This is a genomic window from Maricaulis sp. (assembly GCF_034670125.1).
Taxonomy (GTDB): Bacteria; Pseudomonadota; Alphaproteobacteria; order Caulobacterales; family Maricaulaceae; genus Maricaulis.
On sequence record NZ_JAXMOC010000003.1, the window covers coordinates 103,727 to 126,704 of the forward strand.

Annotated in this window: 27 protein-coding genes; 10 read left to right on the plus strand and 17 right to left on the minus strand. The window is 65.7% G+C overall.

The genetic code is table 11. The features are described 5' to 3' along the window. Window positions 1-141 precede the first annotated feature (141 nt). Window positions 142-906, plus strand: a complete 765-nt coding sequence (gene ubiG, locus VOI18_RS06655; protein WP_323761616.1) for a bifunctional 2-polyprenyl-6-hydroxyphenol methylase/3-demethylubiquinol 3-O-methyltransferase UbiG — start codon at window positions 142-144, stop codon at window positions 904-906. Window positions 907-979: 73 nt separating this feature from the next. Here ubiG and VOI18_RS06660 read toward each other — a convergent pair whose 3' ends face one another. From VOI18_RS06660 to VOI18_RS06670, 3 genes are all read right to left on the minus strand, one after another. Then, window positions 980-1,513, minus strand: a complete 534-nt coding sequence (locus VOI18_RS06660; RefSeq protein ID WP_323761617.1) for an RT0821/Lpp0805 family surface protein — start codon at window positions 1,511-1,513, stop codon at window positions 980-982. 80 nt (window positions 1,514-1,593) lie between these two features. Then, entirely contained in the window at window positions 1,594-2,418 is an 825-nt protein-coding gene (locus tag VOI18_RS06665; RefSeq protein WP_323761618.1) for a hypothetical protein, read from the minus strand. Window positions 2,419-2,505: 87 nt separating this feature from the next. After that, entirely contained in the window at window positions 2,506-3,756 is a 1,251-nt protein-coding gene (locus VOI18_RS06670) for a S8 family serine peptidase (protein WP_323761619.1), read from the minus strand. 76 nt (window positions 3,757-3,832) lie between these two features. Here VOI18_RS06670 and VOI18_RS06675 point away from each other — a divergent pair, with 76 nt between their 5' ends. Continuing rightward, window positions 3,833-4,354 carry an RNA polymerase sigma factor gene (locus VOI18_RS06675; RefSeq protein WP_323761620.1) on the plus strand — a complete coding sequence of 174 codons (522 nt, stop codon included), beginning with the start codon at window positions 3,833-3,835 and terminating at the stop codon, window positions 4,352-4,354. Next, the gene (locus VOI18_RS06680; protein ID WP_323761621.1) at window positions 4,347-5,090 is read left to right on the plus strand and encodes a hypothetical protein; all 744 of its coding nucleotides are present in this window, start codon (window positions 4,347-4,349) and stop codon (window positions 5,088-5,090) included. Before VOI18_RS06675 ends, VOI18_RS06680 begins: the two co-directional genes overlap by 8 nt. Here the strand turns inward: VOI18_RS06680 and VOI18_RS06685 are convergent. The 4 genes from VOI18_RS06685 to VOI18_RS06700 are packed head-to-tail and all read right to left on the minus strand — an operon-like array spanning window position 5,087 to window position 7,436. Further along, window positions 5,087-5,509 carry a DUF1178 family protein gene (locus tag VOI18_RS06685; RefSeq protein WP_323761622.1) on the minus strand — a complete coding sequence of 141 codons (423 nt, stop codon included), beginning with the start codon at window positions 5,507-5,509 and terminating at the stop codon, window positions 5,087-5,089. The genes VOI18_RS06680 and VOI18_RS06685 overlap by 4 nt on opposite strands. 9 nt (window positions 5,510-5,518) lie before the next feature. Continuing rightward, window positions 5,519-6,337: a carbon-nitrogen hydrolase family protein gene (locus tag VOI18_RS06690; protein WP_323761623.1), complete on the minus strand. Its 819-nt coding sequence runs from the start codon at window positions 6,335-6,337 to the stop codon at window positions 5,519-5,521. Between the two features lie 5 nt (window positions 6,338-6,342). Then, window positions 6,343-6,600, minus strand: a complete 258-nt coding sequence (gene grxC / locus VOI18_RS06695; RefSeq protein WP_323761624.1) for a glutaredoxin 3 — start codon at window positions 6,598-6,600, stop codon at window positions 6,343-6,345. A gap of 56 nt (window positions 6,601-6,656) precedes the next feature. Continuing rightward, the gene (locus tag VOI18_RS06700) at window positions 6,657-7,436 is read right to left on the minus strand and encodes a ComF family protein (RefSeq protein ID WP_323761625.1); all 780 of its coding nucleotides are present in this window, start codon (window positions 7,434-7,436) and stop codon (window positions 6,657-6,659) included. Between the two features lie 41 nt (window positions 7,437-7,477). Between VOI18_RS06700 and VOI18_RS06705 the strand changes: the two genes are divergently transcribed. Next, entirely contained in the window at window positions 7,478-8,395 is a 918-nt protein-coding gene (locus VOI18_RS06705; protein WP_323761626.1) for a methyltransferase domain-containing protein, read from the plus strand. Between the two features lie 14 nt (window positions 8,396-8,409). Here the strand turns inward: VOI18_RS06705 and VOI18_RS06710 are convergent, their stop codons facing one another. Genes VOI18_RS06710 through VOI18_RS06720 form a run of 3 tightly spaced genes read right to left on the minus strand, consistent with a single transcriptional unit; the run spans window position 8,410 to window position 10,000 of the window. Next, on the minus strand, window positions 8,410-8,571 hold the full coding sequence (locus VOI18_RS06710) for a Flp family type IVb pilin (protein WP_323761627.1): 162 nt from the start codon (window positions 8,569-8,571) through the stop codon (window positions 8,410-8,412). Beyond that, window positions 8,568-8,984 carry an 8-oxo-dGTP diphosphatase MutT gene (gene mutT, locus VOI18_RS06715; RefSeq protein ID WP_323761628.1) on the minus strand — a complete coding sequence of 139 codons (417 nt, stop codon included), beginning with the start codon at window positions 8,982-8,984 and terminating at the stop codon, window positions 8,568-8,570. Before mutT ends, VOI18_RS06710 begins: the two co-directional genes overlap by 4 nt. 50 nt (window positions 8,985-9,034) lie before the next feature. After that, window positions 9,035-10,000, minus strand: coding sequence for a peptidylprolyl isomerase (locus VOI18_RS06720; RefSeq protein WP_323761629.1), 966 nt, complete (start codon window positions 9,998-10,000; stop codon window positions 9,035-9,037). Window positions 10,001-10,206: 206 nt separating this feature from the next. Here VOI18_RS06720 and secA point away from each other — a divergent pair, with 206 nt between their 5' ends. Next, the gene (gene secA, locus VOI18_RS06725) at window positions 10,207-13,074 is read left to right on the plus strand and encodes a preprotein translocase subunit SecA (RefSeq protein ID WP_323761630.1); all 2,868 of its coding nucleotides are present in this window, start codon (window positions 10,207-10,209) and stop codon (window positions 13,072-13,074) included. 5 nt (window positions 13,075-13,079) lie between these two features. Beyond that, window positions 13,080-13,541, plus strand: coding sequence for a GNAT family N-acetyltransferase (locus tag VOI18_RS06730; protein ID WP_323761631.1), 462 nt, complete (start codon window positions 13,080-13,082; stop codon window positions 13,539-13,541). Window positions 13,542-13,688: 147 nt separating this feature from the next. On the opposite strand, the gene VOI18_RS06735 is transcribed toward VOI18_RS06730, so the two are convergent. From VOI18_RS06735 to VOI18_RS06750, 4 genes are all read right to left on the minus strand, one after another. Further along, entirely contained in the window at window positions 13,689-14,660 is a 972-nt protein-coding gene (locus tag VOI18_RS06735) for an acetyl-CoA carboxylase carboxyltransferase subunit alpha (RefSeq protein ID WP_323761632.1), read from the minus strand. Between the two features lie 92 nt (window positions 14,661-14,752). Continuing rightward, complete coding sequence (locus tag VOI18_RS06740) at window positions 14,753-15,718, minus strand: site-specific tyrosine recombinase XerD (RefSeq protein WP_323761633.1); 966 nt, start codon at window positions 15,716-15,718, stop codon at window positions 14,753-14,755. After that, the gene (locus VOI18_RS06745) at window positions 15,715-17,358 is read right to left on the minus strand and encodes a hypothetical protein (protein WP_323761634.1); all 1,644 of its coding nucleotides are present in this window, start codon (window positions 17,356-17,358) and stop codon (window positions 15,715-15,717) included. Before VOI18_RS06745 ends, VOI18_RS06740 begins: the two co-directional genes overlap by 4 nt. Further along, window positions 17,327-17,467, minus strand: coding sequence for a hypothetical protein (locus VOI18_RS06750; protein ID WP_323761635.1), 141 nt, complete (start codon window positions 17,465-17,467; stop codon window positions 17,327-17,329). Before VOI18_RS06750 ends, VOI18_RS06745 begins: the two co-directional genes overlap by 32 nt. 107 nt (window positions 17,468-17,574) lie before the next feature. Here VOI18_RS06750 and VOI18_RS06755 point away from each other — a divergent pair, with 107 nt between their 5' ends. Genes VOI18_RS06755 through VOI18_RS06765 form a run of 3 tightly spaced genes read left to right on the plus strand, consistent with a single transcriptional unit; the run spans window position 17,575 to window position 20,521 of the window. Beyond that, complete coding sequence (locus VOI18_RS06755) at window positions 17,575-18,114, plus strand: shikimate kinase (RefSeq protein ID WP_323761636.1); 540 nt, start codon at window positions 17,575-17,577, stop codon at window positions 18,112-18,114. Next, a complete protein-coding gene (gene aroB, locus VOI18_RS06760) occupies window positions 18,111-19,214 on the plus strand; it encodes a 3-dehydroquinate synthase (RefSeq protein WP_323761637.1) in 1,104 nt (367 codons plus the stop codon). The genes VOI18_RS06755 and aroB overlap by 4 nt, the downstream gene beginning before the upstream one ends. Next, on the plus strand, window positions 19,211-20,521 hold the full coding sequence (locus tag VOI18_RS06765) for an HlyC/CorC family transporter (protein WP_323761638.1): 1,311 nt from the start codon (window positions 19,211-19,213) through the stop codon (window positions 20,519-20,521). Before aroB ends, VOI18_RS06765 begins: the two co-directional genes overlap by 4 nt. A 10-nt stretch (window positions 20,522-20,531) precedes the next feature. Here the strand turns inward: VOI18_RS06765 and VOI18_RS06770 are convergent, their stop codons facing one another. After that, window positions 20,532-21,323 carry a DUF3313 family protein gene (locus VOI18_RS06770; RefSeq protein ID WP_323761639.1) on the minus strand — a complete coding sequence of 264 codons (792 nt, stop codon included), beginning with the start codon at window positions 21,321-21,323 and terminating at the stop codon, window positions 20,532-20,534. Window positions 21,324-21,388: 65 nt separating this feature from the next. Next, the gene (locus VOI18_RS06775; protein WP_323761640.1) at window positions 21,389-21,658 is read right to left on the minus strand and encodes a BolA family protein; all 270 of its coding nucleotides are present in this window, start codon (window positions 21,656-21,658) and stop codon (window positions 21,389-21,391) included. Between the two features lie 65 nt (window positions 21,659-21,723). Here VOI18_RS06775 and VOI18_RS06780 point away from each other — a divergent pair, with 65 nt between their 5' ends. Continuing rightward, window positions 21,724-22,338, plus strand: a complete 615-nt coding sequence (locus VOI18_RS06780; protein ID WP_323761641.1) for a J domain-containing protein — start codon at window positions 21,724-21,726, stop codon at window positions 22,336-22,338. Here VOI18_RS06780 and VOI18_RS06785 read toward each other — a convergent pair. Continuing rightward, on the minus strand, window positions 22,335-22,934 hold the full coding sequence (locus tag VOI18_RS06785; RefSeq protein ID WP_323761642.1) for a PilZ domain-containing protein: 600 nt from the start codon (window positions 22,932-22,934) through the stop codon (window positions 22,335-22,337). The two genes, VOI18_RS06780 and VOI18_RS06785, sit on opposite strands and share 4 nt — an antisense overlap. Window positions 22,935-22,978 lie beyond the last annotated feature (44 nt).

Genomic DNA, 22,978 nt, shown 5'->3' on the forward strand with positions numbered 1-22,978 from the left:
CACCCGGCTCGATAAGACGCACCGTTGGGGCCATATTGAGGCAGTTGCGGGGCGTCGCGCTGGCGGTTAGGTAAGCGCGAAGCGTCCCGCGTGCAACGCCTGAACGCAATCAGCCGCGGCTTCGCCCGCGAGGAGAAATTCATGACCAGCGCCGCCGCGCCCCACACGCTGAACCGTCCCTCCATCGACCCGGAGGAAGTCGAGAAATTTTCCCGCATCGCGGCCGAGTGGTGGGACCCGGACAGCAAGTTCAAGCCCTTGCACAAATTCAACCCGGTCCGTCTCGGCTTCATCCGTGACACGATCTGCGAACATTTCGGCCTGTCCGGCGAGCGCCCGTTCGAGGGTCTGCGCATCCTCGATATTGGCTGTGGCGGCGGCCTGGTCTGCGAGCCGATGGCCCGCTTGGGCGCACAGGTCACCGGCGTCGACGCGGCCGAAGCCAATATCAAGACGGCCAGCGTTCATGCCGACGAGCAAGGGCTGGAAATCGACTACCGTCACGGCGTTGCCGAGCAGCTGATCGAGCAGGATGAGGCGCCGTTTGATGTGGTCCTGAATCTGGAAGTCATGGAACACGTCGCCAACCCGCATACCTTCCTGGTCGACTGCGCCAGCCTCGTCAAACCGGGTGGATTGATGGTCTGCGCGACCATCAACCGGACCTCGAAAGCTTTCGCCCTGGCCATTGTCGGGGCTGAATGGGTGATGGGCTGGCTGCCGCGTGGCACTCACCGCTTCAACAAGCTGGTCAAACCGGCCCAGATCCGCCGTGCCCTGCGCGAAGGCGGCATGATGCTGCGCGCGCCGGTCGGGGTGAGCTACAACCCGCTGACAGACCAGTTCTCGATCGGTGAGGACACCGCCGTGAACTACATGATGGTCGCGGAAAAGCCGGACAGCTAATCCCGGACGTCAGGACAAAAAGAGGCGCCGGTTGCAAGACCGGCGCCTCCGATTTGTTTCCGCAGATCAGGACCTAGCGGCCGCTGCGCCCCTCAAACTGCCAACGGCCGGAGCCATCGCGACAGCTTTCGAATTCGAAGCGTTGATAGTCCCCATCGCGGTCATAGACCTCGGCATGGCCCGAGGCACAGGCCTGGCCGTTGCGACGATAGTGGCGCTCCGGCCGCACGACGCCGCGGCGGCCACTGTCCGGATTGTGCCAGTAGGCGGTCCGGTCATGGTCGAAGGCCTCGTACTGGGCGTGCGTGAACTGGCCCCGGTCGCACTCGGTCCAATGGCCGCCGACCTGTGCCGTCAGCACCGGCGCACCGCCGAGGCCGACGCCAAGGCCCAGGCCGCCCCGACGGCGCGGCTGGCAGGCATCCCGGCGATAGCGGAATTCGTGCCGGTCATAGCCATGCTCGTAATAGCTGCGGTGGTACTCATGGCTGGTGCTCTGGCCCTGGCTGTAGCCAAAACTCCAGCTCGACTGGGCCGAGGCGGCCGGTGCCGCACATGCGGCCAGAGAGATGGCGGTCAGGGTGGCAATCTGTTTCAGGTTCAACATGGAATCCTCCTTCAAGATTTGCGGTGGATATGAAGACAACGTGCCGGCCCGGGGTTTTCTTCCGCGCCGGCACGATTTGGTCAGGCGGAGCGACCGCGAGGGCGGGTCACTTCACGGGCGGCGAGGATCAGGCCCAGGACCAGCAGCGCCGCGATGCACAGCGGAAAACCGTTCCGGGCGACATTGGACGCCACCTGGCTGATGCTGACCGAACGACTGTCGCTCGGTGTCGTCGCCGGCCGGCTCGGCGCCGGCGCCTCACGCACGATCTCCGTACGGGTCTCGACCCGGCTCGAGCGGGACGACACAGGGGCCGGAGCCGGTGCGACATAAACAGTGCGGCTCTCGCGAACGACCGGAGCCGGTGCGGCAACGGTGACACGGGGGGCCGGGGCATTGACCGCGACATCCGGCAGAGCCGGCGCGGCAGCCCGGACAACCGCATCAGCCTGCGGTGCCGGCAGGGCGGTGGTCTCGACATTGGAGCGGATCGCATTGGCGCGGCGGCTGACAGCAACCGGTCGCGGCTGCGGCACGGCCGGGGTGGTTGTTTGCGCAGTGGCGTCAGTGCTGGCGGCGAGTGCGGCGCTGGCCGCCGGCTCAGCGGTTTCGGCCATCGCCGAAGCCTCAGCCCCCGCCATTGCCGAGGTCGACCCCTGAGGCGCCGCCTCGGCCGCGGCCCGGGCAGCGCGGCGTGCCGCACGACGAGCCCGGTCGGCCCGGGCCTGTTCGATACGCGACAGACCACGGGTTCCCGGGACCAGATCGCCCTGCAGGGCCGGATCAATACCCAGTTCGGTCGATTGACGCACCGAACCGGCTGTCTCGGTGACCCCGCCGAGCTGAGCCTGGGCGCCCGCCGTGGCGATGATCAGTACCAGTGTGGAAACAGTGAGCGTTTTCATCGTCTTTCTCCCTTGTACGGCCCGAGCATTGTCGGGCTGTCAGGAAGAGAACGATGCGGCTTCCGGATTTATTCCATCGCGCTGCAGTCAGTGCTGACCGGCCAGCGAATAGGTGGCATCCCGCTGGATGATCCCGTCGCCATAGATCACATCCCGGCCCCGTCGACCGGCGTCCTCGGCCCGCGCCGCCAGCGCCGCGATCAAGCCAACCACAACGTCCGGATCCGGTCGGTCAAAGCCCGCGGCCAAAAGCGCCGCGACCTGCGGCGCCGCGAATGACGTGCCGCGCGCTTCGGTCTCGCCATCCGGCAGGTTTGCAACCTCAACATCACGCCCCAGCGCCGCAAAATCGACGTGCTCGCCGCGACAGGCCTCGGGCAGGACTCGACCGCGCCGGTCGACGCCGGTCACCCCGACCACGCCCGGATAGGCGGCGGGATAGAGCGGATCGGCGGAGGGGCCGTCATTGCCGACAGCCGCCACCATAATGTGGCCCCGCGCGGTCAGCATGGCGCTGACGCTGCGCAACAGCGCATTGTCGGGCCCCACCAGCGAGACATTGATCACCCCGACTTCGACCTCGGCCATCCAGCCCAGCGCCGCAACCAGGGCTTCCAGCGAGCCGCCGGTCGGGCCCGCACCATAAATGTCGGCAGAGTACAGCGTGCCGCCTGTCGGTCCGACGAGCAGGGAGGCCACACCGGTACCGTGGGCGGCCGGCAGATAGTCGCCGTCATGAAAGGCGCGGGTTTCAATCCGCGCAGACCGCAGATGCGCGTGAGCGGTCGCGACCCCGGTATCGATCAGACCCACCCTCACAGCCGGACCATTTCCGGCCTGGGCTGCGGTCGCCATGACCACACCCGCATGCCCCGACCGGGCATAGACATGGTTGAAATCATACGTGCCGGCCGGATCGATCTCGCGGGCGAGCGCCAGGGCGCGCACCGTCGACAGGCCCGACGGCACCTGAAGGACATGGAGACGGGCCGGCAGGCCGCCCAGCGCACGGCCGCGCAGGACCGTAAAGCCAGCTGCCAGCAAAGGCGTCAGATCCGCATCATCGACACGAAGCGTGGTGATCTGGTCGCGCAGGATCACGGTGCGGTCCGGCCCGCGCTCCAGCACGTCACGATTGCGGCGCAACAGGGTGTCGAGCGTGTCCTGTCGGACGTCTTCCAGCTCGTCGAGCGTTTGGTTGAGTGGATCGGTCAGCGTGTCGCGCAGCCGGTCGGTCACCGGCAGACGCGGCACATCGACCGGCAGCTGCGCGGCGGCGGACCCGAACCCCGCCAGAAGCGTCGCAAGGGTCATCGCGATTTTCAACAAGGTGGACATCAACACTCCATTCGGCTTGCCCATCACTATAACGCATGGAAGAAAAGCTTTCTTCCAGTCGTTGATGGTAGTGGGAATGGGCACGAGAACCACCCGGGTTGAAAACGAGATCATCGAATACCTGCCGCGAATGCGGCGGTTCGCGCGCTCCCTGTCTCGCGACCAGGCCGACGCCGATGATCTCGTGCAGCTGACCGTGGAACGTGCCCTGACCCGCCTGGATCAATGGCAGGCCGGCACGCGCCTGGACAGCTGGATGTACCGTATCATGAAGAATGCCTGGATCGACGAAACCCGCCGGCGCCAACGCCAGGGCCGCCATCACGCGCCGCCGGAAGCGGGCGAGAATGTCGGCTCGGAGGATCCCGATTTCGAAAAGCGCATGCGCGCCATGGCGGTCGAACGGGCGATGGAGACCCTGCCCGACGATCAACGCCTGGCGGTCAGCCTCGTTCTGGTCGAAGGCCTGTCCTACAAGGAAGCCTCGGCTGTGATGGATGTGCCGATGGGCACGCTGACCAGTCGTCTGGCGCGCGGCCGCAAGGCGATGGAAGCCCAGCTCAACCCGTCCGCGATGGAGGGACAGTCCGATGCTTGATGACGAAACCCTGATCGCCTTCATGGATGGCGAGCTGGATGATGCCGAAATGGACCGGGTCGCCGCTGCCGTTGATGCAGATCCCGCCCTGGCCGAACGCCTCGACGCCCTGCAGACGACCGACACGGCCATTCGCGAGGCCTATCACCCGGTCGCCGAGGAGGCGGTGCCGGACCATCTGGTCGACCTCGTGCGCTCATCCGAAGCGAGCGACGACGAGCCGACAGTCCTGCCCTTCCGTCGCCCGGCCCCAGAAGCGGCCACCCCACAGCGTCCCGGCTGGACCAATTACGCAGCGATTGCCGCGAGCCTCGTACTGGGCGTGCTGATCGGCGGTCGGCTTGGTGGCGGTGAAGAAGGCCTGATGATCTTCGACGGCGACCGCCCGATTGCCGGCGGCGTGCTGGCTGCTGCGCTCGAACAACAGGCGTCCGGTGAAACCGGGCCGGACGGGACCGCGATCCAGCTCAGCTTCAACGCCACCGACGGGACCGCATGCCGCAGCTTCCTGCACGGCGAGACGACCGGTCTGGCCTGTCGTGAAGACGGGCAATGGGTGGTCCAGATGACCGCCCCGGCCGAGACCGCGAACGGATCGGTCATGCGCACGGCCTCGAGTGCCATGCCAACCAGTATTCTCGATGCCATCGACGCGCGGATCAGCGGCGACGCCTTGGGCGCTGAAGATGAAGCGCAACTGATCGCCAATGGCTGGCGCCGGGGCAACCGGGACTAGTTCGCTTTCTTCGGCGGCGTCGGGGCCAGCGCATCCGGCAGCGGGGTGACCGGCACGCCGTCATCGCTCAACGCCTTGGTCTCGTCGGCCGATGCCTCGCCATAGATGAGACGCTTTGGCTTGTCGCCGTCATGGATGGCGCGGGCCTCGCTGGCAAAGTCCTCGCCGACATAGTCGTAATTCTTTCGGATATGGGCGCGGACCTTCGACGCGAGTTCCCCGACCTGATGCTCAGGGCTGGCTTCGCGCTTGCGCGAAGTGGCGACGGCCGGAGCAGCCAGGGCCTTGCGGATCCGTGTCGAGCCACACTGGGGACACTCCACCAGACCGCGAGCGTTCTGGTCGTCAAAGCCCGCCGAGTCCGAGAACCAGGCCTCGAAGTCATGGTCGTCATCGCACAGGAGAGCGTAGCGGATCATGGCCTTGCCTCAGAGCGGCCCGGTTAGGGTGCGGTCATGCTCGAGAGCCGGAATGCGGCGACGGGCCTCGGCGACCTTGCGCAGGTCGAGCCTGGCACGCAGCAGGCCGGGATTGTCATGGTCCAGCTCGGCGACGGTTTCACCCCAGGGACCGATGATGATGGAATGGCCCCAGGTCTTGCGTCCATCGGCATGCAGTCCGCCCTGGGCCGGGGCCAGCACGAAACTGCCCGTCTCGATCGCCCGGGCCCGCAGCAGCACGTCCCAATGGGCGCGACCGGTCGGCTTGGTGAAGGCCGCGGGAACGGTCAGGATTTCGGCACCGGCCTGGGCCAGCCGACGGTAAAGATAGGCGAAGCGGACATCATAGCAGATCGACAGGCCCAGCGTCGCGCCGTCAATATCGTGCACCACAAGCCGGTCCCCGGCTTCATAATTGTCGCTTTCGCGGTAGGTCTCGCCCTGCCCCAGCCCGACATTGAACATGTGGGCCTTGTCATAGGTCGCCGCGATCGCGCCCGTCGGGGCAAACAGGAAACTGCGATTGGCGGCCCGGCGCTCGCCAATACGCACGGCCAGCGAGCCGATCAACAGCCAGATGCCGAGCTCGGCGGCGAGCGCCGCAAAGGCAGGAATGGCCGGATCATCCTGCGGCGTGTGCATTACCGCAAAGGCCGCATCGGCATCCTTTTGCACCAGATGGGTCGTTTCCGGCGTCGCCACGAAGCTCGCCCCGTCCGCAGCAGCGGCGCGGACCAGCGCGCTGGCCGTGGCCAGGTTTTCCGCCGGGTCGATGCCCGAGCGCATCTGGACAAGGGCGACGTCCATACGCGTCAGGCCTTGAGCAGGTCGTCGAGCTTGTTGCTGCGCTCGAGCGCCATCAGGTCATCACAACCGCCGACATGCATGTCGCCGATGAAGATCTGCGGGAAGGTGCGACCGCCATTGGACCGCTGGATCATTTCCTGCCGCTTGGACTGGTCGAATCCGGCATCGATCTCGGTGAATTCGGCCCCTTTCTGCTTCAGCAGGGACACGGCGCGGGCGCAATAGCCGCACATCGGTCGGGTGTAGATCGTAATGTCAGTCATGCACTCACTCCAGAAGTCACCGCCAGAAGTCACCGCCAGAAGTCACCGCCCAACACTCAGACCGTCGGATCGGTTTCGCGGACTACCCGGCACAATGCCACAACACGCACCGAGGCGGCACCGGCCCGTTTCAGCTGATATGCGCACGCCGATACGGTTGCGCCAGTGGTGATGACATCATCGACCAGCACCAGGTGCCGACCGGCGACCGCGCTGCGGTCCGGCACTGTGAAGGCAGCCGCCACATTGCGCCGCCTCAGGCGCGCCGTCCGGCCGGCCTGGCTGGGCGTCGCCCGGCGGCGCAGCAGAACATCGGTCCACACGTCCACCCCACTGCATCGAGACAGGGCCCGCGCCAGCAGGGTGGATTGGTTGTAGCGACGAGCGATCAGCCGGCGCCAGTGCAGCGGCACCGGGATGATGGCGTCTGCCCCGTCTAGACAGTCGGCTCCCGCCCGCGCCATCCAGCGCCCGAACTGGCTGATCATCTCGCGACGGCTGCCATGCTTGAAACCGACCACCAGCGGGCTGATCCGCTCGTCATAGGCCAGCGGAGCACGGGCCCGGTCAAAACGCGGCGGGTTGGCGACGCAATTGGCACAGACCGCCAGTGACGCGCCGCCGGACCCGGCCGGATAGGGAAAGGGCCAGCCGCACGTGTCACACCAGGGCGCATCGAGAAAGGTCAGGCGCGACCAGGCCACAGGCGTCAGATGACCGGCCCGATCAACCGTATCGCCGGCCAGGGGACAGACCGGTGGCCAGGCCAGATCCGCCAGACGGCGACCAGCCCTGTTCAGTCCGGATACCAGCACACCCGCCATCCTGTCTGTCACCTCCCCTTTCCCTGCCCGGTCCTTGCGGGCATATCGGCCCCATGACGACCGCCACGCCGCCTGCCTTGTTCGACCGCGCCCTGTTGCGCCGCCGCCGCGACCGGGTTGCGGGCACTTTGCCAGAACACAACTTCCTCGCGCAACGCGCTTTCGACGACATGGGCGACCGGATCGCCAGCATCATGCGCGATTTCGACCACGCCGCGATCCTCGGCGGCGGCCCGGACCTGGCGACGCAATCGACGACTGAGCTGCTGGCCGGCAAGGTTGGGTGGTGGTGCCAGTCCGACCTGTCACCCTCGGTCGCCGGCACGCTGGACCGCCCGGCCCTGGCGCTGGACGAGGAGCAATTGCCCTTCGCCTCCGAAAGCCTTGACCTCGTCCTGGCGCCCTGGGGCCTGCACTGGACCAATGACCTGCCGGGCGCACTCGTCCAGATCAATCACGCGCTCAAGCCGGACGGTTTCTTCGCCTGCGCCCTGCCCGGCGGGTCAACCCTGACCGAACTGCGCCAATGCCTGATGGCGGCCGAAAGCGAGCTGACCGGTGGCGCCGCAGCGCGCGTGTCGCCACTGGCCGGCACGTTCGACATGGCGGCCCTTTTGCAGCGGGCCGGCTTCGCCATGCCGGTTGCCGATGTCGACCGCATCACCGTGCGCTATGACAATATCTTCGCATTGATGGCAGAGCTGCGCGGCATGGGTGAGACCTCGTCGCTGACCGACCGGCCGCGCAACCCGGCGACCCGCGCCCTCTTCATCCGCGCCGGTCAGATCTATGCCGAACGCTTTGCCGACCCCGACGGCCGCATCCGCGCCACCTTCGAGATCGTCCACGCCGCCGGCTGGGCCCCTCATCCCGACCAGCCCAAGCCGAAACGGCCGGGCTCGGCAACGCACCGGCTGGCGGACGCGTTGGGGGTTCAGGAGAAGTCTCTGGGTGAGAAGGCGGGGCGCTAACGCCGGCGCAGCGCCTAAAAAGGCGCCGCGGCGCTGTCGAGCATGTCGCTAACGGCCGGTCCTATCACCGCCAGGGCGGCGATGAAGATGATTGAGACGACCACGGCGATGAGCGAATACTCGATCGAGGTGGCGCCGCGCTCATCGCGGACAAAGCGGGTCACGAGTTCCGTCACAGGCGATCCCTCAGCTCGGCGGCCAGGGAGACGTCGGCAGCGGACATCTGGTAGTCGCGCAGACGCTCCTTGCGGACCCAGGCCAGTTCCTGGCCTTCATTGGGATGGGGGAAGCCGTCCCAGGTGCGACACAGGAAGAGCGGCATGACGATGTGGAAGTCATCATAGGGGTGTGAGACGAAGGCAAAGGGGTGCAGGCACCGTTCGCACGGCTCGACACTCAGCTCTTCGCGCAGTTCACGCACCACAGCCTGCTCCGGTGTCTCTCCCGGCTCGATCTTGCCACCCGGGAATTCCCACAGCCCCGCCATGGCCTTCCCTTCGGGGCGCTTGGCAATGAGGATGCGACCATCGGCATCCAGCAAGGCACAGGCAGCAACAAAGAGCACCGGTTTGGGGCTACAAGCGGTCATGGTCCCACATCTCCCTTAAGGACGGGTGCAGAAAGACGGTTAATGGCCGCCTACTCCGGGTTGTCCGGGTCGCCCTGGTCGTCCTGGTCGTCCGGATCGGGGCCGTCCCCGCTGTCGTCCCCGTCGCCATCGACGGTCCCGGCTTCATCGCCACCCTCGGTCGCCGGCGCAAGCAGCAGCGTCAGATCGGCCCGTTCGATCTCGGCATCGACACGCAGCCCTTCGATCAGGGCCTCCAACTGGTCGAAAGTATAGAAGCGGGCAATGTTGGGGCGCAGGGCCTCCAGCGAGGGCGGTGGCTGGCGGCGACGGTCGACGACGGTCAGGACGTGCCAACCGAACTCGGTTCGGAACGGTTCGGACACCGCGCCCTCAGAGGTCGCAAAGGCCACGGCCCCGAACGCCGGCAGAATGCCCTCGCGGGAGAAATAGCCCAGATCACCGCCTTCAAGGCGCGTCGCCTGGTCTTCGCTCATCGCAACCGCAAGCTCGGCGAAATCGCGGCCCTGGTCGATCAGCGCCTTGATGGCGACAGCCTCCTCCCGGGTCGGCACCAGAATGTGTCGCGCCCGCACTTCCTCGCCGAGCGGGATCAGTCGGATCTGTTCGTCATAGATGCGCTGGATGGTCTCGTCGGTCACCGCATCCGCGATCGCCGTCTCGACCAGGACATTGCCGAGAATGCGTTCCTCGGCCAAAGCCAGGCGCCGCCGCGCCTCCTCGGACTGGTGCAAGCCGCGGCGGCGCGCTTCCAGCGCCAGCAGCCTCTGGTCAATCAGCTCTTCCAGCACACGGTCGAATTCCGGACTGCCCATGGCCGGTGCAGCGGCGCCGTTTTCGCCGAGCTGGGCCAGCGCCTCGCGCTCGACATCGGAACGCCGGATCATCGTTCCCTCGACCCGCGCGACGACCGGATCAACCTCATCCAGCGACAAGGCGGGCCGGCCGGATCCGAAATCATCGGCGGTCCGTCGCGGCTCGGGGCCGCAAGCTGCGCCAGTTGCAGTCAGCAGCAAAATGCAAAAGACCCTGAAAACAGACACCTGTAGCGCCTCATCTGTTGAAGGAGCGGGCTTGATCCGCCGCGCCGCTTGATTGACAGTTACACCCCTCATCCTTAAGTCACCCTGACGTTTCAAAGCAATGCTGTCGTCCCCGGCGAACGGAACGAATCCCGGGCGCCGGACACCAGCTGCCCTGTAGTTCGCAAAGCCTGATCCAGATGCTCTCCATTGCCCGCAAGATCTTCGGAACCGAGAACGACCGCAAAATCCGCCGCCTGCGGCCGATGGTCGAAAAAATCAATGCCCTCGAGCCCGACTTCGAGGCGCTGTCCGACGACGCGCTGAAGGCGAAGACCGTCGAATTCCGCGAACGACTAGACAAGGGCGAGAAACTGGACGCGCTGATGCCGGAGGCCTTTGCCGCCGTCCGCGAAGCCGCCAAGCGGGCCCTGGGCCTGCGCCCCTATGACGTCCAGCTGATGGGCGGCATGGTGCTGCACGAGGGCTCGATTGCCGAGATGAAGACCGGTGAGGGCAAGACGCTGGTCGCCACCCTGCCCTGCTATCTCAACGCCCTGCCGGCCAAAGGCGTGCACGTCGTCACGGTCAATGACTATCTCGCCACCCGCGACAGCGAGTGGATGGGCCGGGTGTTCGCACAGCTGGGTCTGACCACCGGCGTGGTCGCCCACGGCATGACCGATCCGGAACGCCGCGCCGCCTATGCCTGCGACATCACCTACGCGACCAATAACGAGCTGGGCTTCGACTATCTGCGCGACAACATGAAGTACTCGACCGAAGAGATGGTGCAGCGCGGCCACGGCTTCGCCATCGTCGACGAGGTCGACTCGATCCTGATCGATGAAGCGCGCACGCCGCTGATCATCTCGGGACGCACCGAAGACCGGACCGAATTCTACAAGACGATCAACGAGCTGATCCCGCTGCTGGACGAGGATTGCTACGAGATCGACGAGAAGGCGCGGACCATCCTGCTCACCGAAGAGGGCAATGAGCAGATCGAAGCGCTCCTGAACGAGCGGGAGCTCCTCGCCGAGGGCGACCTCTATGATGTCGAGAACATCCAGGCCGTCCACCACGTCAACCAGGCCCTCAAGGCGCACAAGATCTTCGTGCGCGACAAGGATTACATCATCAAGGACAATGCCGTTGTCCTGATCGACGAATTCACCGGTCGCATGATGCCGGGTCGCCGCCTGTCCGATGGCCTGCACCAGGCGATCGAGGCCAAGGAAGGCACCGATATCCAGCCGGAAAACCAGACGCTGGCCTCGGTCACCTTCCAGAATTATTTCCGGCTCTACGACAAGCTCGCCGGCATGACCGGTACGGCTTTGACCGAGGCCGACGAATTCTTCGACATCTACAAGCTGGCGGTGATGGAAATCCCGACCAACAAGCCGATCGCCCGGATCGACGAGGAAGACGAAGTCTATCGCACGCTGGAAGAGAAATACGCCGCCATCATCGACGAGATCGTCGACTGTCAGGAGCGGGGCCAGCCGGTGCTCGTCGGCACGGCGTCGATCGAGAAATCGGAAGTCATCGACCGGCTGATGAGCGACAAGGCCCTGTTCAAGAAGATGCTGGGCCATCTCTACCCCAAGGACGAAGCCGCCAAGGCCGAGTTCGAGAAGTCGGCCCGGCCGTCGCAGCGCACCCTGCCGGAAATGCTCAAGCTGATTCCGATCGAGCACCAGGTGCTCAATGCACGCTATCACGAGCAGGAAGCCTTCATTGTCGCCGAAGCCGGTGTCCCGGGCGCTGTGACGATCGCCACCAACATGGCCGGTCGCGGAACCGACATCCAGCTGGGCGGCAATGCCGACATGCGGCTGGATGCCTGGAAGGCTGAACAGGAAGCCGCCGGCAAGACACCGACCCAGACCGAGATCGACCGCCAGGCCGACGCCATCAAGGCCGAAATCGCCGAAAAGAAGAAGCACGCCCTGGAGGCCGGTGGCCTGTACGTGCTGGCTACCGAGCGCCATGAAAGCCGGCGGATCGACAACCAGCTGCGCGGCCGGACCGGTCGTCAGGGCGATCCGGGCCGCTCGAAATTCTTCATCTCGGTCCAGGACGACCTGCTGCGCATTTTCGCGCCGGAGCGCCTCGACACCATCATGCGCACGCTTGGCATGAAGGAAGGCGAGGCCATCCAGCACCCGTGGATGTCCAAGGCGCTGGAAACCTCGCAGCGCAAGGTCGAACAGCGCAATTTCGATATCCGCAAGAACGTCCTCAAATATGATGACGTGATGAATGACCAGCGCAAGGCGGTGTTCGAGCAGCGCATCGACTTCATGGTCTCCGATGACGTCGCCGACGTCATCAAGGACATGCGCCAGTCGACCGCGGAAGACCTGGTCACAACCCATATCCCGCCGAAAGCCTATGCCGACCAGTGGGACATTGCCGGCCTCAAGGCGGCTTTGCAGGAAACCTTCGGGCTCAACCTGCCGGTCGAAGCCTGGGCTGACGAGGAAGGCATTGCCGACGAGGAGATCCTCGAGCGCGTGTCTGAAGCCGCCGACAAGGCCTATGCCGAAAAGGCTGCCAATGCCGGTCCCGAGCTGATGCGCCGGATCGAGAAGTCGATCCTGTTGCAGGCCATCGACATCAACTGGCGCGAGCACCTGCAAAATCTCGATGCCATGCGCTCGATGATCGGCCTGCGCTCCTATGCCCAGCGCAACCCGCTGAACGAGTTCAAGACCGAGGCCTTCAACCTGTTCGAGCGGATGATGGACAATCTGCGCGGCGAAGTGACCAAGCAGCTGATGCTGATCCGCTTCGAGCGCGCTCCGGCGCCGCCGAAAGAACCGGAAGGCCTGACCGCAACCCATATCGATCCGCGCACGGGCCGCAATGAAATGGCTGATCCGGGCGACGGTCCGGTCGCGCCCCGCATCGCGCCGACCCAGCGCCGCGTCTCCACACCGGCCCATCCGAACAAGCCGGAAACCTGGGGCCGTGTTGCTCGCAATGCCCCCTGCCCATGCGGTTCCGGCAAGAAATACAAGCAGTGTCACGGTGCCATCGACGGCGCACCGACGGCCTGATCACGATGAGCGAAGTCATCCTTCGCCCCGCCCGCCCGGGCGAAGAAGACGCGCTGTCAGAGCTGTGCCTGAAGTCAAAGGCGCACTGGGGCTATGACGAGGTCTTCATGGCCGAGGTCGCGCCCTATCTGAAGGTCACGGCCGAGGCGATCGAGGCTGGACTGACAACCGTCGCCGAACTCGCGGATGGCACGATGCTCGGCGTCTGCCAGATCGATCCCGGCGGCCATCACGGCACGCTCGACCTGCTCTTCATCACACCCGAAGCCATCGGCAAGGGTGTCGGCCGCGACCTGTTCGAGGACGCCAAGGCCAAGCTCAAAGCGCGCGGCGAGACGGTGATGACCATCCTGTCCGACCCCTATGCCGAAGCCGCCTATATCCACATGGGCGCCCGCCGCATCGCCATGCGGCCGAGCGATGTCTTCAAGGGTCGGGAACTGCCCTGGCTGGAAGTGGCGCTTTAGGCGCGAAACCAGGTCCTCGCCCTTGACGGGCGAGGTGGATTGTCGCGACAGCGGCAAGACGGAGTGGGTGATGGGCGGTCGATGGAGGAACGCTGACGCGTTTCACCTCCCCTCCCTCATCCAAGGCAAGGACCTCACTAAAGGCGCCTAAGCCCCCGGCAGCGTCCGGCCGATCGCCAGAAAGCGTTCGCGTCGTTGCTGGCGCAGGGCCTTGGCGTCCATCTGTTCCAGCTCGCCAAGATGCTTCTCGATGGCATTGCCGACTGTCGTCATGGTCGCCGCAGCGTGGCGATGGGCACCGCCGATCGGTTCGGGGATGACCTGGTCGACGATCTTCATGGCCAAGAGGTCCGGCGCGGTCACCTTCATGGCGACGGCTGCGTCCTTTGCCCGGGCTGAATCCTTCCACAGGATCGAGGCGCAGCCTTCCGGCGAGATCACCGAATAGATGGAGTGCTCCAGCATCATCACGACATTGGCGCTGGCCAGGGCCACAGCGCCGCCGGACCCGCCTTCGCCGGTGATGGTGGAAATGAGTGGCGTGCCCAGCGTCAGGCAACGTTCGGTCGAGCGGGCGATCGCTTCGGACTGGCCGCGCTCTTCCGCGCCAAGGCCGGGATAGGCGCCAGCGGTATCGACAAAGGTCAGGACCGGCAGGTCGAACTTCTCGGCCAGGTCCATCAGGCGGATCGCCTTGCGATAGCCTTCCGGGCGCGCCATGCCGAAATTGTGCTTGATGCGGGTCTCGGTATCGTGGCCCTTCTCATGGCCGATCACGACCACCGAGCGACCCCGGAACCGGCCCAGACCACCAACGATCGCCGCGTCTTCCGAGAAACGGCGATCACCGCACATTTCCTCGAAATCCTCGATCAGCGCTTTGCGATAATCGCGAAAATGCGGCCGCTCGGGATGACGGGCGACCAAGGTCTTGCGCCAGGGATCGAGCTTGGAATAGAGCGCAGCGAGTTGCTCGGCTGCCTTCTGACGCAGGCGCGCCGTCTCTTCCGCCATGTCCGGAGAGTCTTCACCCGCGAGGGATTCGAGCTCTTCGATCTTGGCTTCCAATTCGGCCAGCGGCCGTTCGAAATCGAGATAGGTACGTGTGGGGTCGGACATGTCCTGCCAACGCCTGTGAACACAAAAGCGGAGGGCAACCTAACCACCCGGCCCCGGCGCCACAAGCCTCAAAAACCGTGCTTACGCATACGTCAATCCGGCAGATCGTCCTCAACCCGGCGGGCCAGCGGGTGGGCGGTCTGGACAAGGGATTTCAGTCTCTCGTCAAGAACATGGGTATAGATCTGGGTCGTCGAAACGTCTGCATGTCCCAACAATATTTGCACGCTGCGGAGGTCGGCACCGCGCGCCAGCAGGTGTGTCGCAAAGGCGTGCCGCAGGACGTGGGGCGAGACCTTGGTCGGGTCGAGCCCCGCCGCCAGCGTCAGGTCGGACAGGATCTGCGCGAACCGCTCGCGGGTCAGATGGCCCGTCCTGGCGGACCGAGAGGGAAACAGGAAACGCGCCGCCCGACCCGCTTTTGACCGGTCGGCCGGCAGATGGGCATCGCGCACCGCCTTGTAGTCGGCCACGGCTTCAAGTGCCGCCTCGGTCAGTGGAACCAGGCGCTCGCGGCCGCCCTTGCCGGTGATCTGGATACAGCGCTCGGCCCGAACAAACGCGCCCAGCGGCAGCGAGACCAGCTCGGTCACCCGCAGGCCTCCGGCGTAAAGAAGCTCCATCAGGGCCCGGGTGCGAAGCCCGGCCGGCCCGGACAGCCGGGCGGCCGCGTCGAACAGGCGATCGACATCGTCTTCCGTCAGGATCTTCGGCAGCGGACGCCCCTGTTTGGGCGCACGCAGGGGCGTGGCGGGATTGTCCTCGCGCACCCCGTCGGACAACAGGAAACGGTAGAAGCGCTTGATCGCCGACAGGCGTCGTGCCGCGGTCGAGGCGGCCAGGCCATCCGCGGCCATCCCTGCCAGAACGCTCTCGAGGTCGGGCGTGGATGCCGCGTCCAGATTACGGCCGGCCAGGCGTGCGGCCACATCGGCCAGGTCACGGCGATAGGCATCCAGGGTATTGGGCGATGCGCCGCGCTCGGCGGCCATCATGTCGAGAAACAGCTCGATCAGCACGCCATTGGCGTTGCCGGCACCGGACGGTGCTCGGCTCATCGCGACCTCATGATCACACGCTCCAGCACCAGCGATCGGGCACTGTCACGCAGACCGGCCATGTCGAGCGCCGCAATCGACCGGCTGAACACCACCGCATCCGCCGAGGTCTCCGGTCGATTGAGCAGGCTGACGGCCAGCAGGGCCATTTCGGCGCGGGCGCCGGATCGCATCGCCATTTCCATCACCGGCCATTCCGGCGCGGTAGCGGCCTCGTCCCGACCGAGCACGGCCAGTCGGGCTGAATGGGGCAGACGCGCGCCCAACTCGGCAAGGGCCAGCTCCACCCCCAGCGACGCCTCGCCCTGGCTTTCGGTCCAGGCGGCGAACACGGCATCGAAATTCCCGCCTATCAGGGCGTCGCGGGCAATCGCCAGCGACAGGTCGAGGGCGACCATGCGCTGCGGCGAAGGCGGCACCCATTCCGGCGGCACCGCATCAACCGGCGTTCCGTCGGCATAGATCAGTTGCCCGTCGGAATTTTCGACGATCGGCAACCCCGCCAGCGCTGCCGGTGAGACCCGGCGCGGCGGGCCGTCCACCAGACCATTGCGCCAGCGCGCCGCGGCACGCAGATCGCCGACGATCATCGCCGCGAGGGCGATATCATAGCCGTGGGCCAGCGACGCCTCGGTGATCGGCAGGGTTTCAACTTCATTGCCGTGATGCCGGGCCACATGGATGAAGCGGGCGGCGTCCGGCGCGTCGGCCAGCAAGTGACCAAGCGCCAGGGCCGACACCTCCCGGTCCTGCCCGTTGGACAGGACGTCCTCAAGCGCATGGTGACGCTCGCGACCCGTCAGCGCCAGCGCCGCCTCGAGGGCGGCGGCCGTCTCGGTAATGCGCGGTGTCTCATACGGCGGACGATGGCCAAGCGCGATCAGCCAGGCCGGCGCCGTATCGGCAATTGGCGGCATGTCGGCTTCCGGATCGAGCAGGGCCCGCGCCATGGCAAGGTCAAGGCCGCTATCGGCCGGACCGACCGTACTCGCCACCGGCGTCGCCAGGGTGTAGGCGAACAGGCGGGCGTCAAAGTCAGCGTCTTCGGAATGCACGCGCGCCAGCTCGGCAGTGAGCTCGGCGGCGGCGCCCTGGCCTTCCAGCGCGAGACAGAAAGCGCGGCGGCGCAGCCATTCCGGCGCATCCCGATTTTCGATCAGGGCATTGGCAGTCTGGCAGGCCCGCCCGGTTTCGCCGACAGCAAAGCCCAGTTCCGCATGCCAGCTGGCCAGTTCCGGTTGCCGGTTCACATTCGGGGTCCGCTCGAGCAGGTCGAATGCGTCATTGGCGCCGCCCGCTGCCAACAGGCGATCGACCCGCAGCCCGGCCAGCCTGGCGTCGCCCCGCCCGCCGGCCGGCGGTTGCCCGCCCGACAGGAGGATCAGGCGCGCGGTATCGCCAAGCGCCTCACTGGCATACCCGCCATCGCCGGTGCCCGGCAGGCGCACCAGCACGGCTTCCGCCATGTCACGCCCGGTTCCGGTCCACTGCCGCTCGCCAAGACCCCGATCGGTCAGCGAGACCTCGAGCGGATCGAGCGAATCGAGGCGTTCAACCTCGATCGGGTTTTGGGCTGCGGCGGCACCGCCCAGCAGCGCTGCCAGCAGGCTAGCGCGGGAAATCGTCTTCCAGCTCGACACGCACATTCTCCCGGGTCGGTTCAAGGCCGTTGGCAATCATGACCAGCGTGCCGAATCCGATCGCGCCGAGACCGGCGATAACCGCCACACCCACCAGAAAACCACGCATGAAACCGACTCCTCAATCCCTCGAAAACCCGCCACACAGCTGCGGGTCAAACAGCGTACGAGCCTAACCCTGATTGCGGCGATTTCCAGACCGTTTATACCGCTAGCATGTCCTACGCCTTCAAACTGCGGAAATCGCTCGTGCTCATCGGATTGATGGGTGTCGGCAAGACCACTGTCGGTCGCCGCCTGGCGCATGCCCTGAAACTGCAGTTCCGCGACGCCGACGAGGAAGTCGAGAAGGCCGCCGGACGCAGTGTCTCCGAGATTTTCGAGGACTTTGGCGAGCACGCCTTCCGTGATGGCGAGCGCAAGGTCATCGCCCGCTTGCTGGAAGAGCCCCCCATGGTCCTGGCGCTGGGTGGAGGCGCCTTTGTGGATGACGAGACCCGCGCACGGGTCAAGGCGGATGCCATCTCGATCTGGCTGCAGGCCGATGTCGAAACCCTGGTGCAACGCGTCGCCCGCCGCGACACCCGCCCCCTGCTGCGTGACGAAGACCCGGAAACCGTGCTGCAGAACTTGCTCAACAAGCGGCAGGCCGCGTATGCACAGGCCGACATCCATGTCGATGCGTCCGGCGGCTCGCACCAGATCACGCTCGACACCATATTGCAGGCACTGGAAGGCCGGGAGGCAAAGGCGTGAGCGAAATTTTGCGGGTAGCCGTCGGCCTGGGCGATCGCGCCTATGACGTGCTGGTCGGCCGGGGAGCCCTTGCGGCAGCCCGTGCGGAACTGGTCGCGCACTTCCCGCGTGGCCGCGCCATCCTGGTGACAGACCGGACGGTCGCCGCCCTGCACCTCGATACTGTTTCGGCGCACCTCGCCGCTGCCGGTCTGCGCGTCGAGCCGGTTATCGTCGAGCCGGGCGAAACGTCGAAGAGCTGGGCCGGGCTGGAAGCGGTTGTCGACGCGTTTCTCGACCTGAACATCGAGCGGTCCGAAGCGGTGATCGCGTTGGGCGGCGGCGTTATTGGCGACCTCACCGGTTTCGCAGCCGCGGTGACCAAACGCGGCGTCAATTTCATCCAGATCCCGACCACACTGCTGTCGCAGGTCGACAGTTCGGTCGGTGGCAAGACCGGCATCAACACCCGCCAGGGCAAGAATTTCGCCGGCAGCTTCCACCAGCCCGGGCTGGTGATCGCCGATCGCGACCTGTTGGCCACGCTGCCCGGGCGCGAGCGTCGCTCCGGTTATGCCGAGATCGTCAAGGCAGCCCTGATCGGTGACGCGCCGCTCTTCCAGCAGCTGGAAGCGGCGGGCGCGGACGTGCTGGACGGGACCGGTCTGGACGCCGCGGTCGCAGCCGCCATTGCATTCAAGGCCCGCATCGTTGCCGCAGACGAGCGCGAGGCCGGTGTCCGCGCACTGCTCAATCTGGGCCATACTTTCGGCCACGCCTTCGAGGCTGATGCGCCCAGGGATGCGATCCGTCACGGCGAAGCGGTCGCCGTCGGAACCGCCCTGGCCTTCGCCTATTCGGTCCATCGCGGCGACTGCCGCGCCGATGATGCGGCGCGTGTCATTGCCCATTTGCGCACCGTCGGGCTGCCCGCCAGCCCCGGCGAGCTGGCGCATGCGGACTGGGATGCGGCCAGCCTTGTCGCCCGTATGCGCGACGACAAGAAGAACCGCGACGGCCATATCACCCTGATCCTCGCCCGTGCCATCGGCGACGCTTTCATTGACCCGGCGGTCGATGAAGCCGACCTTCTCACCTTTATGGAGACACAGCTCTCATGAGCCTCGACTGGACGATCATCGGACCGGCCCTCACCATTGTCGGCCTGCTTATGCTGTCAGCCTTCTTTTCCGGGTCGGAAACATCGCTGACCGCGACCTCCCGCGCCCGGATGCTGCAGCTCGAACGCGACAAGAACCCGGCCGCGGCACGGGTCAACATCCTCATTTCCGACGGGGAGGGCCTGCTCGGCTCGATCCTGCTCGGCAACAATCTCGTCAACATCCTGGCGTCGATGATCGCCGGCCAGTTGTTCGAGACCCTGCTGGGCGGCAACAGCGTCGTCTGGGCAACGCTGGTAATGACCATCCTGGTACTGGTCTTCGCTGAAGTGATGCCGAAAACCTACGCCCTGTCCAATCCCGAGCGGTTCGCGCTGGCGGTTTCACGGCCGATCCTGATCGTGGTCCGGGTCTTCGCGCCCCTGGTCGGGGCGGTCCAGTTCGTGGTCCGCAACGTGCTGCGCATGTTCGGCGCCAATGTGGACGGACCCGTGCTGTCGTCACATGACGAGCTGAGAGGCGCGATCGCGCTGCATCACGAAGAAGGCGGCGTGGTCAAGGATGACCGCGACATGCTGGGCGGCGTGCTCGACCTGCGCGACCTGACCGTTGACGACATCATGGTCCATCGCAAATCGATCGTGATGATCGATGCCGACAAGCCGTCGGAAGCCATCGTCACCGAGGCCCTTCACTCCCCCCATACGCGTCTGCCGATCTACCAGGGCGACACTGAAAACATCGTCGGCATCCTGCATGTCCGCGACATTGCTCGGGCCCTGCACGACGCCGATGGCAACGCCTCGGTCATCGACATCGCGGCCTTGCGCCGGGACGCCTGGTTCGTACCGGAAACCACGGAAGTCCTCGACCAGCTCAACGCCTTCCGCGAGAAGCGCGAGCACTTCGCGCTCGTCGTCGACGAGTATGGCGCCCTGATGGGCCTGGTGACGCTGGAAGACATTCTCGAGGAGATCGTCGGCGCCATCGAGGACGAACATGACGTTGCAGTGGAGGGCATCCAGCCGGACGGGGACGGCATCTGGCTGGTCGATGGAGACCTGCCGATCCGGGACCTCAACCGGGCGCTGGACTGGGAACTGCCGGACGAGGAGGCCGTCACCATCGCCGGCCTGGTCATTCACGAAGCGCAGACCATTCCCGAGCGCGGCCAGGTTTTCGGCTTCCATGGCGCCCGCTTCGAAGTCGTCGAGCGACGGCGTAACCAGATCACCAAGTTGCGGGTCTCGGTCAGTCCGGACGATGTCGAGGTCGCGGCCCCGGACCGGCCAACAGCAACGGGATAAGCGCCGACAGTCAGGTGCCGCCAGGCGTCTCGCCGTCGATGAGGTCGCGATAGGCATCACATGTCCCACGCGGTGTGTCGGCCTCGACCGCGCCCTGATCATCGCGGGCTTCCTCGACGAGATCGCCCAGGGCGTCTGCAAAGACACTCGACAGGTCCATCACGTCGGCCAGGTCGGAGAAGGCGTCGGTTCCGTCGAGAATCGTTGTCACTCCGCCCCCCGATGCCAGGTGGTTCTGTGACGCCCAGCGAATCGCGGCGACCTGTTGTCCGGAACGGTCCAGGATTTCGGCCTCGACGCCCAACGCGCCGATGCCCAGCGGTACGCGCGGATTGAGCGGTCCGGGCACAGCCACGCCGATCAGGCGCGACAAACCGGTAGTCGCGACATTGTTGCGCCGGATGCCATTGATCGCGGCGCGGACTTCGCCATCAAGGCGCGTCTCGGTTTCGGCCGGATCGATGGCAGGACGCACGTCGAAGCCGGCCCGCGCCAGGCGCTGACACAGATCGCGCGACAGCTGGCGGCGGACATCATTGAGCCGCGCCGGGGTGATGTCCGGATCCAGATCCGCACCGGTCGCAAGCGTGACCGGCGGCAGATACAGCCGCCCCATCGCGGCCAATGCCGGACCGTCGGCATATTCCTCGACCGCGAGCAGGCGTCGCTCGCCGGCGATCAACTGTTCGGAGGAGGACAGGCTGGACGGCGCATCAAAGCGGGTCGAGCACGCCGAGACCAGGACCGCCAGGGCCAGTGTCTGAAGAACAGGCAGTGCGACCCGCCGCAGGCAAAGCGTCATGTTGTCATCCCCGGACCCTTACGCAGCTCGCCCCGGCATTGGGACGGGTATGGCAAGGACACACCTTATTCGCGGCTTCCCCGCGCGCGGATCACCAGGGCGTGCACCTCGCCCGCCAGCTCGTCTGCCAGCACCTCGTTGATCAGGCGGTGACAGGCCACCCGTGACAGCCCGTCGAACCGGCTTGCGGCGATATCGACGGTGAAATGGCTCTCGCCACCGGGTCGGGCACCGGCATGCCCGGCATGCAGGTGACTGTCATCAGTGACGGTCAACATACTGGGCGTGAACGCGTTTTGCAGTTTGGCCTCGATGCGGACTGCGACATCACCCATATTCACACCTCTTTGTTCACCGGCTTCATTGCCGCTTTACGGACGCATGACCATAATTGGGGATCATGTCAGAAGCATACAATTACAAACCGCGGTTCAAAGACATCCGCATCAAGCCGCCCAAGGACGAGCCGGCACCGGAGGAGCGTGTCTGTGAATGGCCGGGTTGCAAGAAGCACGGCAACAGCCGGGCCCCCAAGGCCAATGACCGGCTGAATGACTTCTACTGGTTCTGCCAGAGCCATGCCTCGGAATACAACAAGTCGTGGAATTTCTTCGAGGGCATGAGCGAGAACGCCGCCCAGTCCTTCCGCGAGAGCGCCGCCTATGGACACCGTCCGACCTGGGGCTGGAAGAACACCCATTCTGCCTCGGCCAAGGCGGCTCGGGCCAGCCGCGATTTCGCCGACGGCTTCAATGATCCCTACGGCATGTTCGGCGACCGCAAGGACCCGCACAAGGAAGCGCCGCGCGAAAAATCGATGGGCCGGTTGCAGACCAAGGCGCTGGAAACAATGTCGCTCGACCCCGATGTCGATCCCTCAACCGTGCGCAAACGTTATGCCGAACTGGTCAAGCAGTTGCACCCGGACGCCAATGGCGGCGACCGCTCCAGCGAGGAGCAGCTGGGCCGCGTCATAGCCTCCTACCAGATCCTGAAAAGCGCGGGTATGGCCTAGGCCCGGTCCGCTGACACCTGTTTGGCGTCGAGGTCGTATTCGAACACCACCGCGAACCCGTGCCGGAAATGACGGACCACCCGGGCCGGGTGGGCATTGACCATCGCCACAGAGCCGATAGCGGGGCGCTCGGCGGTAACGAAGGCAGCGCCGGTATGGGAGCGATCAAGGATCGGCAGGGCCTTCGCCGGCTTGCCGGACAGCGTGACCAAAGCCGGGCCGTAACCCCGTTCGCGCGGCACAAAGCGTCGCTCCTCGCCATCCGCATCAGCTTCGGCCGCCGCAAATCGGGCCAGGCGTTCGACCAGTTTCTGCTGCAGCAGGATATCAGCCTCGAAGACGGCGCCGAAATCAAACGGGTCCGAGCGCACCACGCGGCCACGAAGCCGCCCCACGGTGGGCACATCCAGCTCGATCCGCGCGCCGACCAACGGAACGGTCGTCGCTTCGACACAGGCTCCGGTGATCGACAGGTCGACAATCAGGCACCGCGCCGGCGCCCCTTCATCATTCCAGACCCGTCCACGCACGCCGACGCGGAAGCGGGGTTGCTGACGGCGCTCATGCACCTGTCCGGATGGCAAGGACTGACCCATCGCGACTGTGTCCCTAGTGACGTCAGACAGGGCTGACCGGAAGT

Coding starts and splice junctions, on each gene's coding strand:
- VOI18_RS06735 (WP_323761632.1), bottom strand. CDS start 14,660: ATGTCCGACCCCACACGTACCTATCTCGATTTCGAACGGCCGCTGGCC.
- VOI18_RS06765 (WP_323761638.1), top strand. CDS start 19,211: ATGAGCCTCGACTGGACGATCATCGGACCGGCCCTCACCATTGTCGGC.
- VOI18_RS06785 (WP_323761642.1), bottom strand. CDS start 22,934: ATGGGTCAGTCCTTGCCATCCGGACAGGTGCATGAGCGCCGTCAGCAA.
- VOI18_RS06755 (WP_323761636.1), top strand. CDS start 17,575: ATGTCCTACGCCTTCAAACTGCGGAAATCGCTCGTGCTCATCGGATTG.
- VOI18_RS06730 (WP_323761631.1), top strand. CDS start 13,080: ATGAGCGAAGTCATCCTTCGCCCCGCCCGCCCGGGCGAAGAAGACGCG.
- VOI18_RS06660 (WP_323761617.1), bottom strand. CDS start 1,513: ATGTTGAACCTGAAACAGATTGCCACCCTGACCGCCATCTCTCTGGCC.
- VOI18_RS06705 (WP_323761626.1), top strand. CDS start 7,478: ATGACGACCGCCACGCCGCCTGCCTTGTTCGACCGCGCCCTGTTGCGC.
- VOI18_RS06675 (WP_323761620.1), top strand. CDS start 3,833: ATGGGCACGAGAACCACCCGGGTTGAAAACGAGATCATCGAATACCTG.
- secA (WP_323761630.1), top strand. CDS start 10,207: ATGCTCTCCATTGCCCGCAAGATCTTCGGAACCGAGAACGACCGCAAA.
- VOI18_RS06670 (WP_323761619.1), bottom strand. CDS start 3,756: ATGTCCACCTTGTTGAAAATCGCGATGACCCTTGCGACGCTTCTGGCG.
- VOI18_RS06775 (WP_323761640.1), bottom strand. CDS start 21,658: ATGGGTGATGTCGCAGTCCGCATCGAGGCCAAACTGCAAAACGCGTTC.
- VOI18_RS06685 (WP_323761622.1), bottom strand. CDS start 5,509: ATGATCCGCTACGCTCTCCTGTGCGATGACGACCATGACTTCGAGGCC.
- VOI18_RS06740 (WP_323761633.1), bottom strand. CDS start 15,718: ATGAGCCGAGCACCGTCCGGTGCCGGCAACGCCAATGGCGTGCTGATC.
- VOI18_RS06690 (WP_323761623.1), bottom strand. CDS start 6,337: ATGGACGTCGCCCTTGTCCAGATGCGCTCGGGCATCGACCCGGCGGAA.
- VOI18_RS06770 (WP_323761639.1), bottom strand. CDS start 21,323: ATGACGCTTTGCCTGCGGCGGGTCGCACTGCCTGTTCTTCAGACACTG.
- VOI18_RS06780 (WP_323761641.1), top strand. CDS start 21,724: ATGTCAGAAGCATACAATTACAAACCGCGGTTCAAAGACATCCGCATC.
- grxC (WP_323761624.1), bottom strand. CDS start 6,600: ATGACTGACATTACGATCTACACCCGACCGATGTGCGGCTATTGCGCC.
- VOI18_RS06665 (WP_323761618.1), bottom strand. CDS start 2,418: ATGAAAACGCTCACTGTTTCCACACTGGTACTGATCATCGCCACGGCG.
- mutT (WP_323761628.1), bottom strand. CDS start 8,984: ATGACCGCTTGTAGCCCCAAACCGGTGCTCTTTGTTGCTGCCTGTGCC.
- ubiG (WP_323761616.1), top strand. CDS start 142: ATGACCAGCGCCGCCGCGCCCCACACGCTGAACCGTCCCTCCATCGAC.
- VOI18_RS06680 (WP_323761621.1), top strand. CDS start 4,347: ATGCTTGATGACGAAACCCTGATCGCCTTCATGGATGGCGAGCTGGAT.
- VOI18_RS06750 (WP_323761635.1), bottom strand. CDS start 17,467: ATGCGTGGTTTTCTGGTGGGTGTGGCGGTTATCGCCGGTCTCGGCGCG.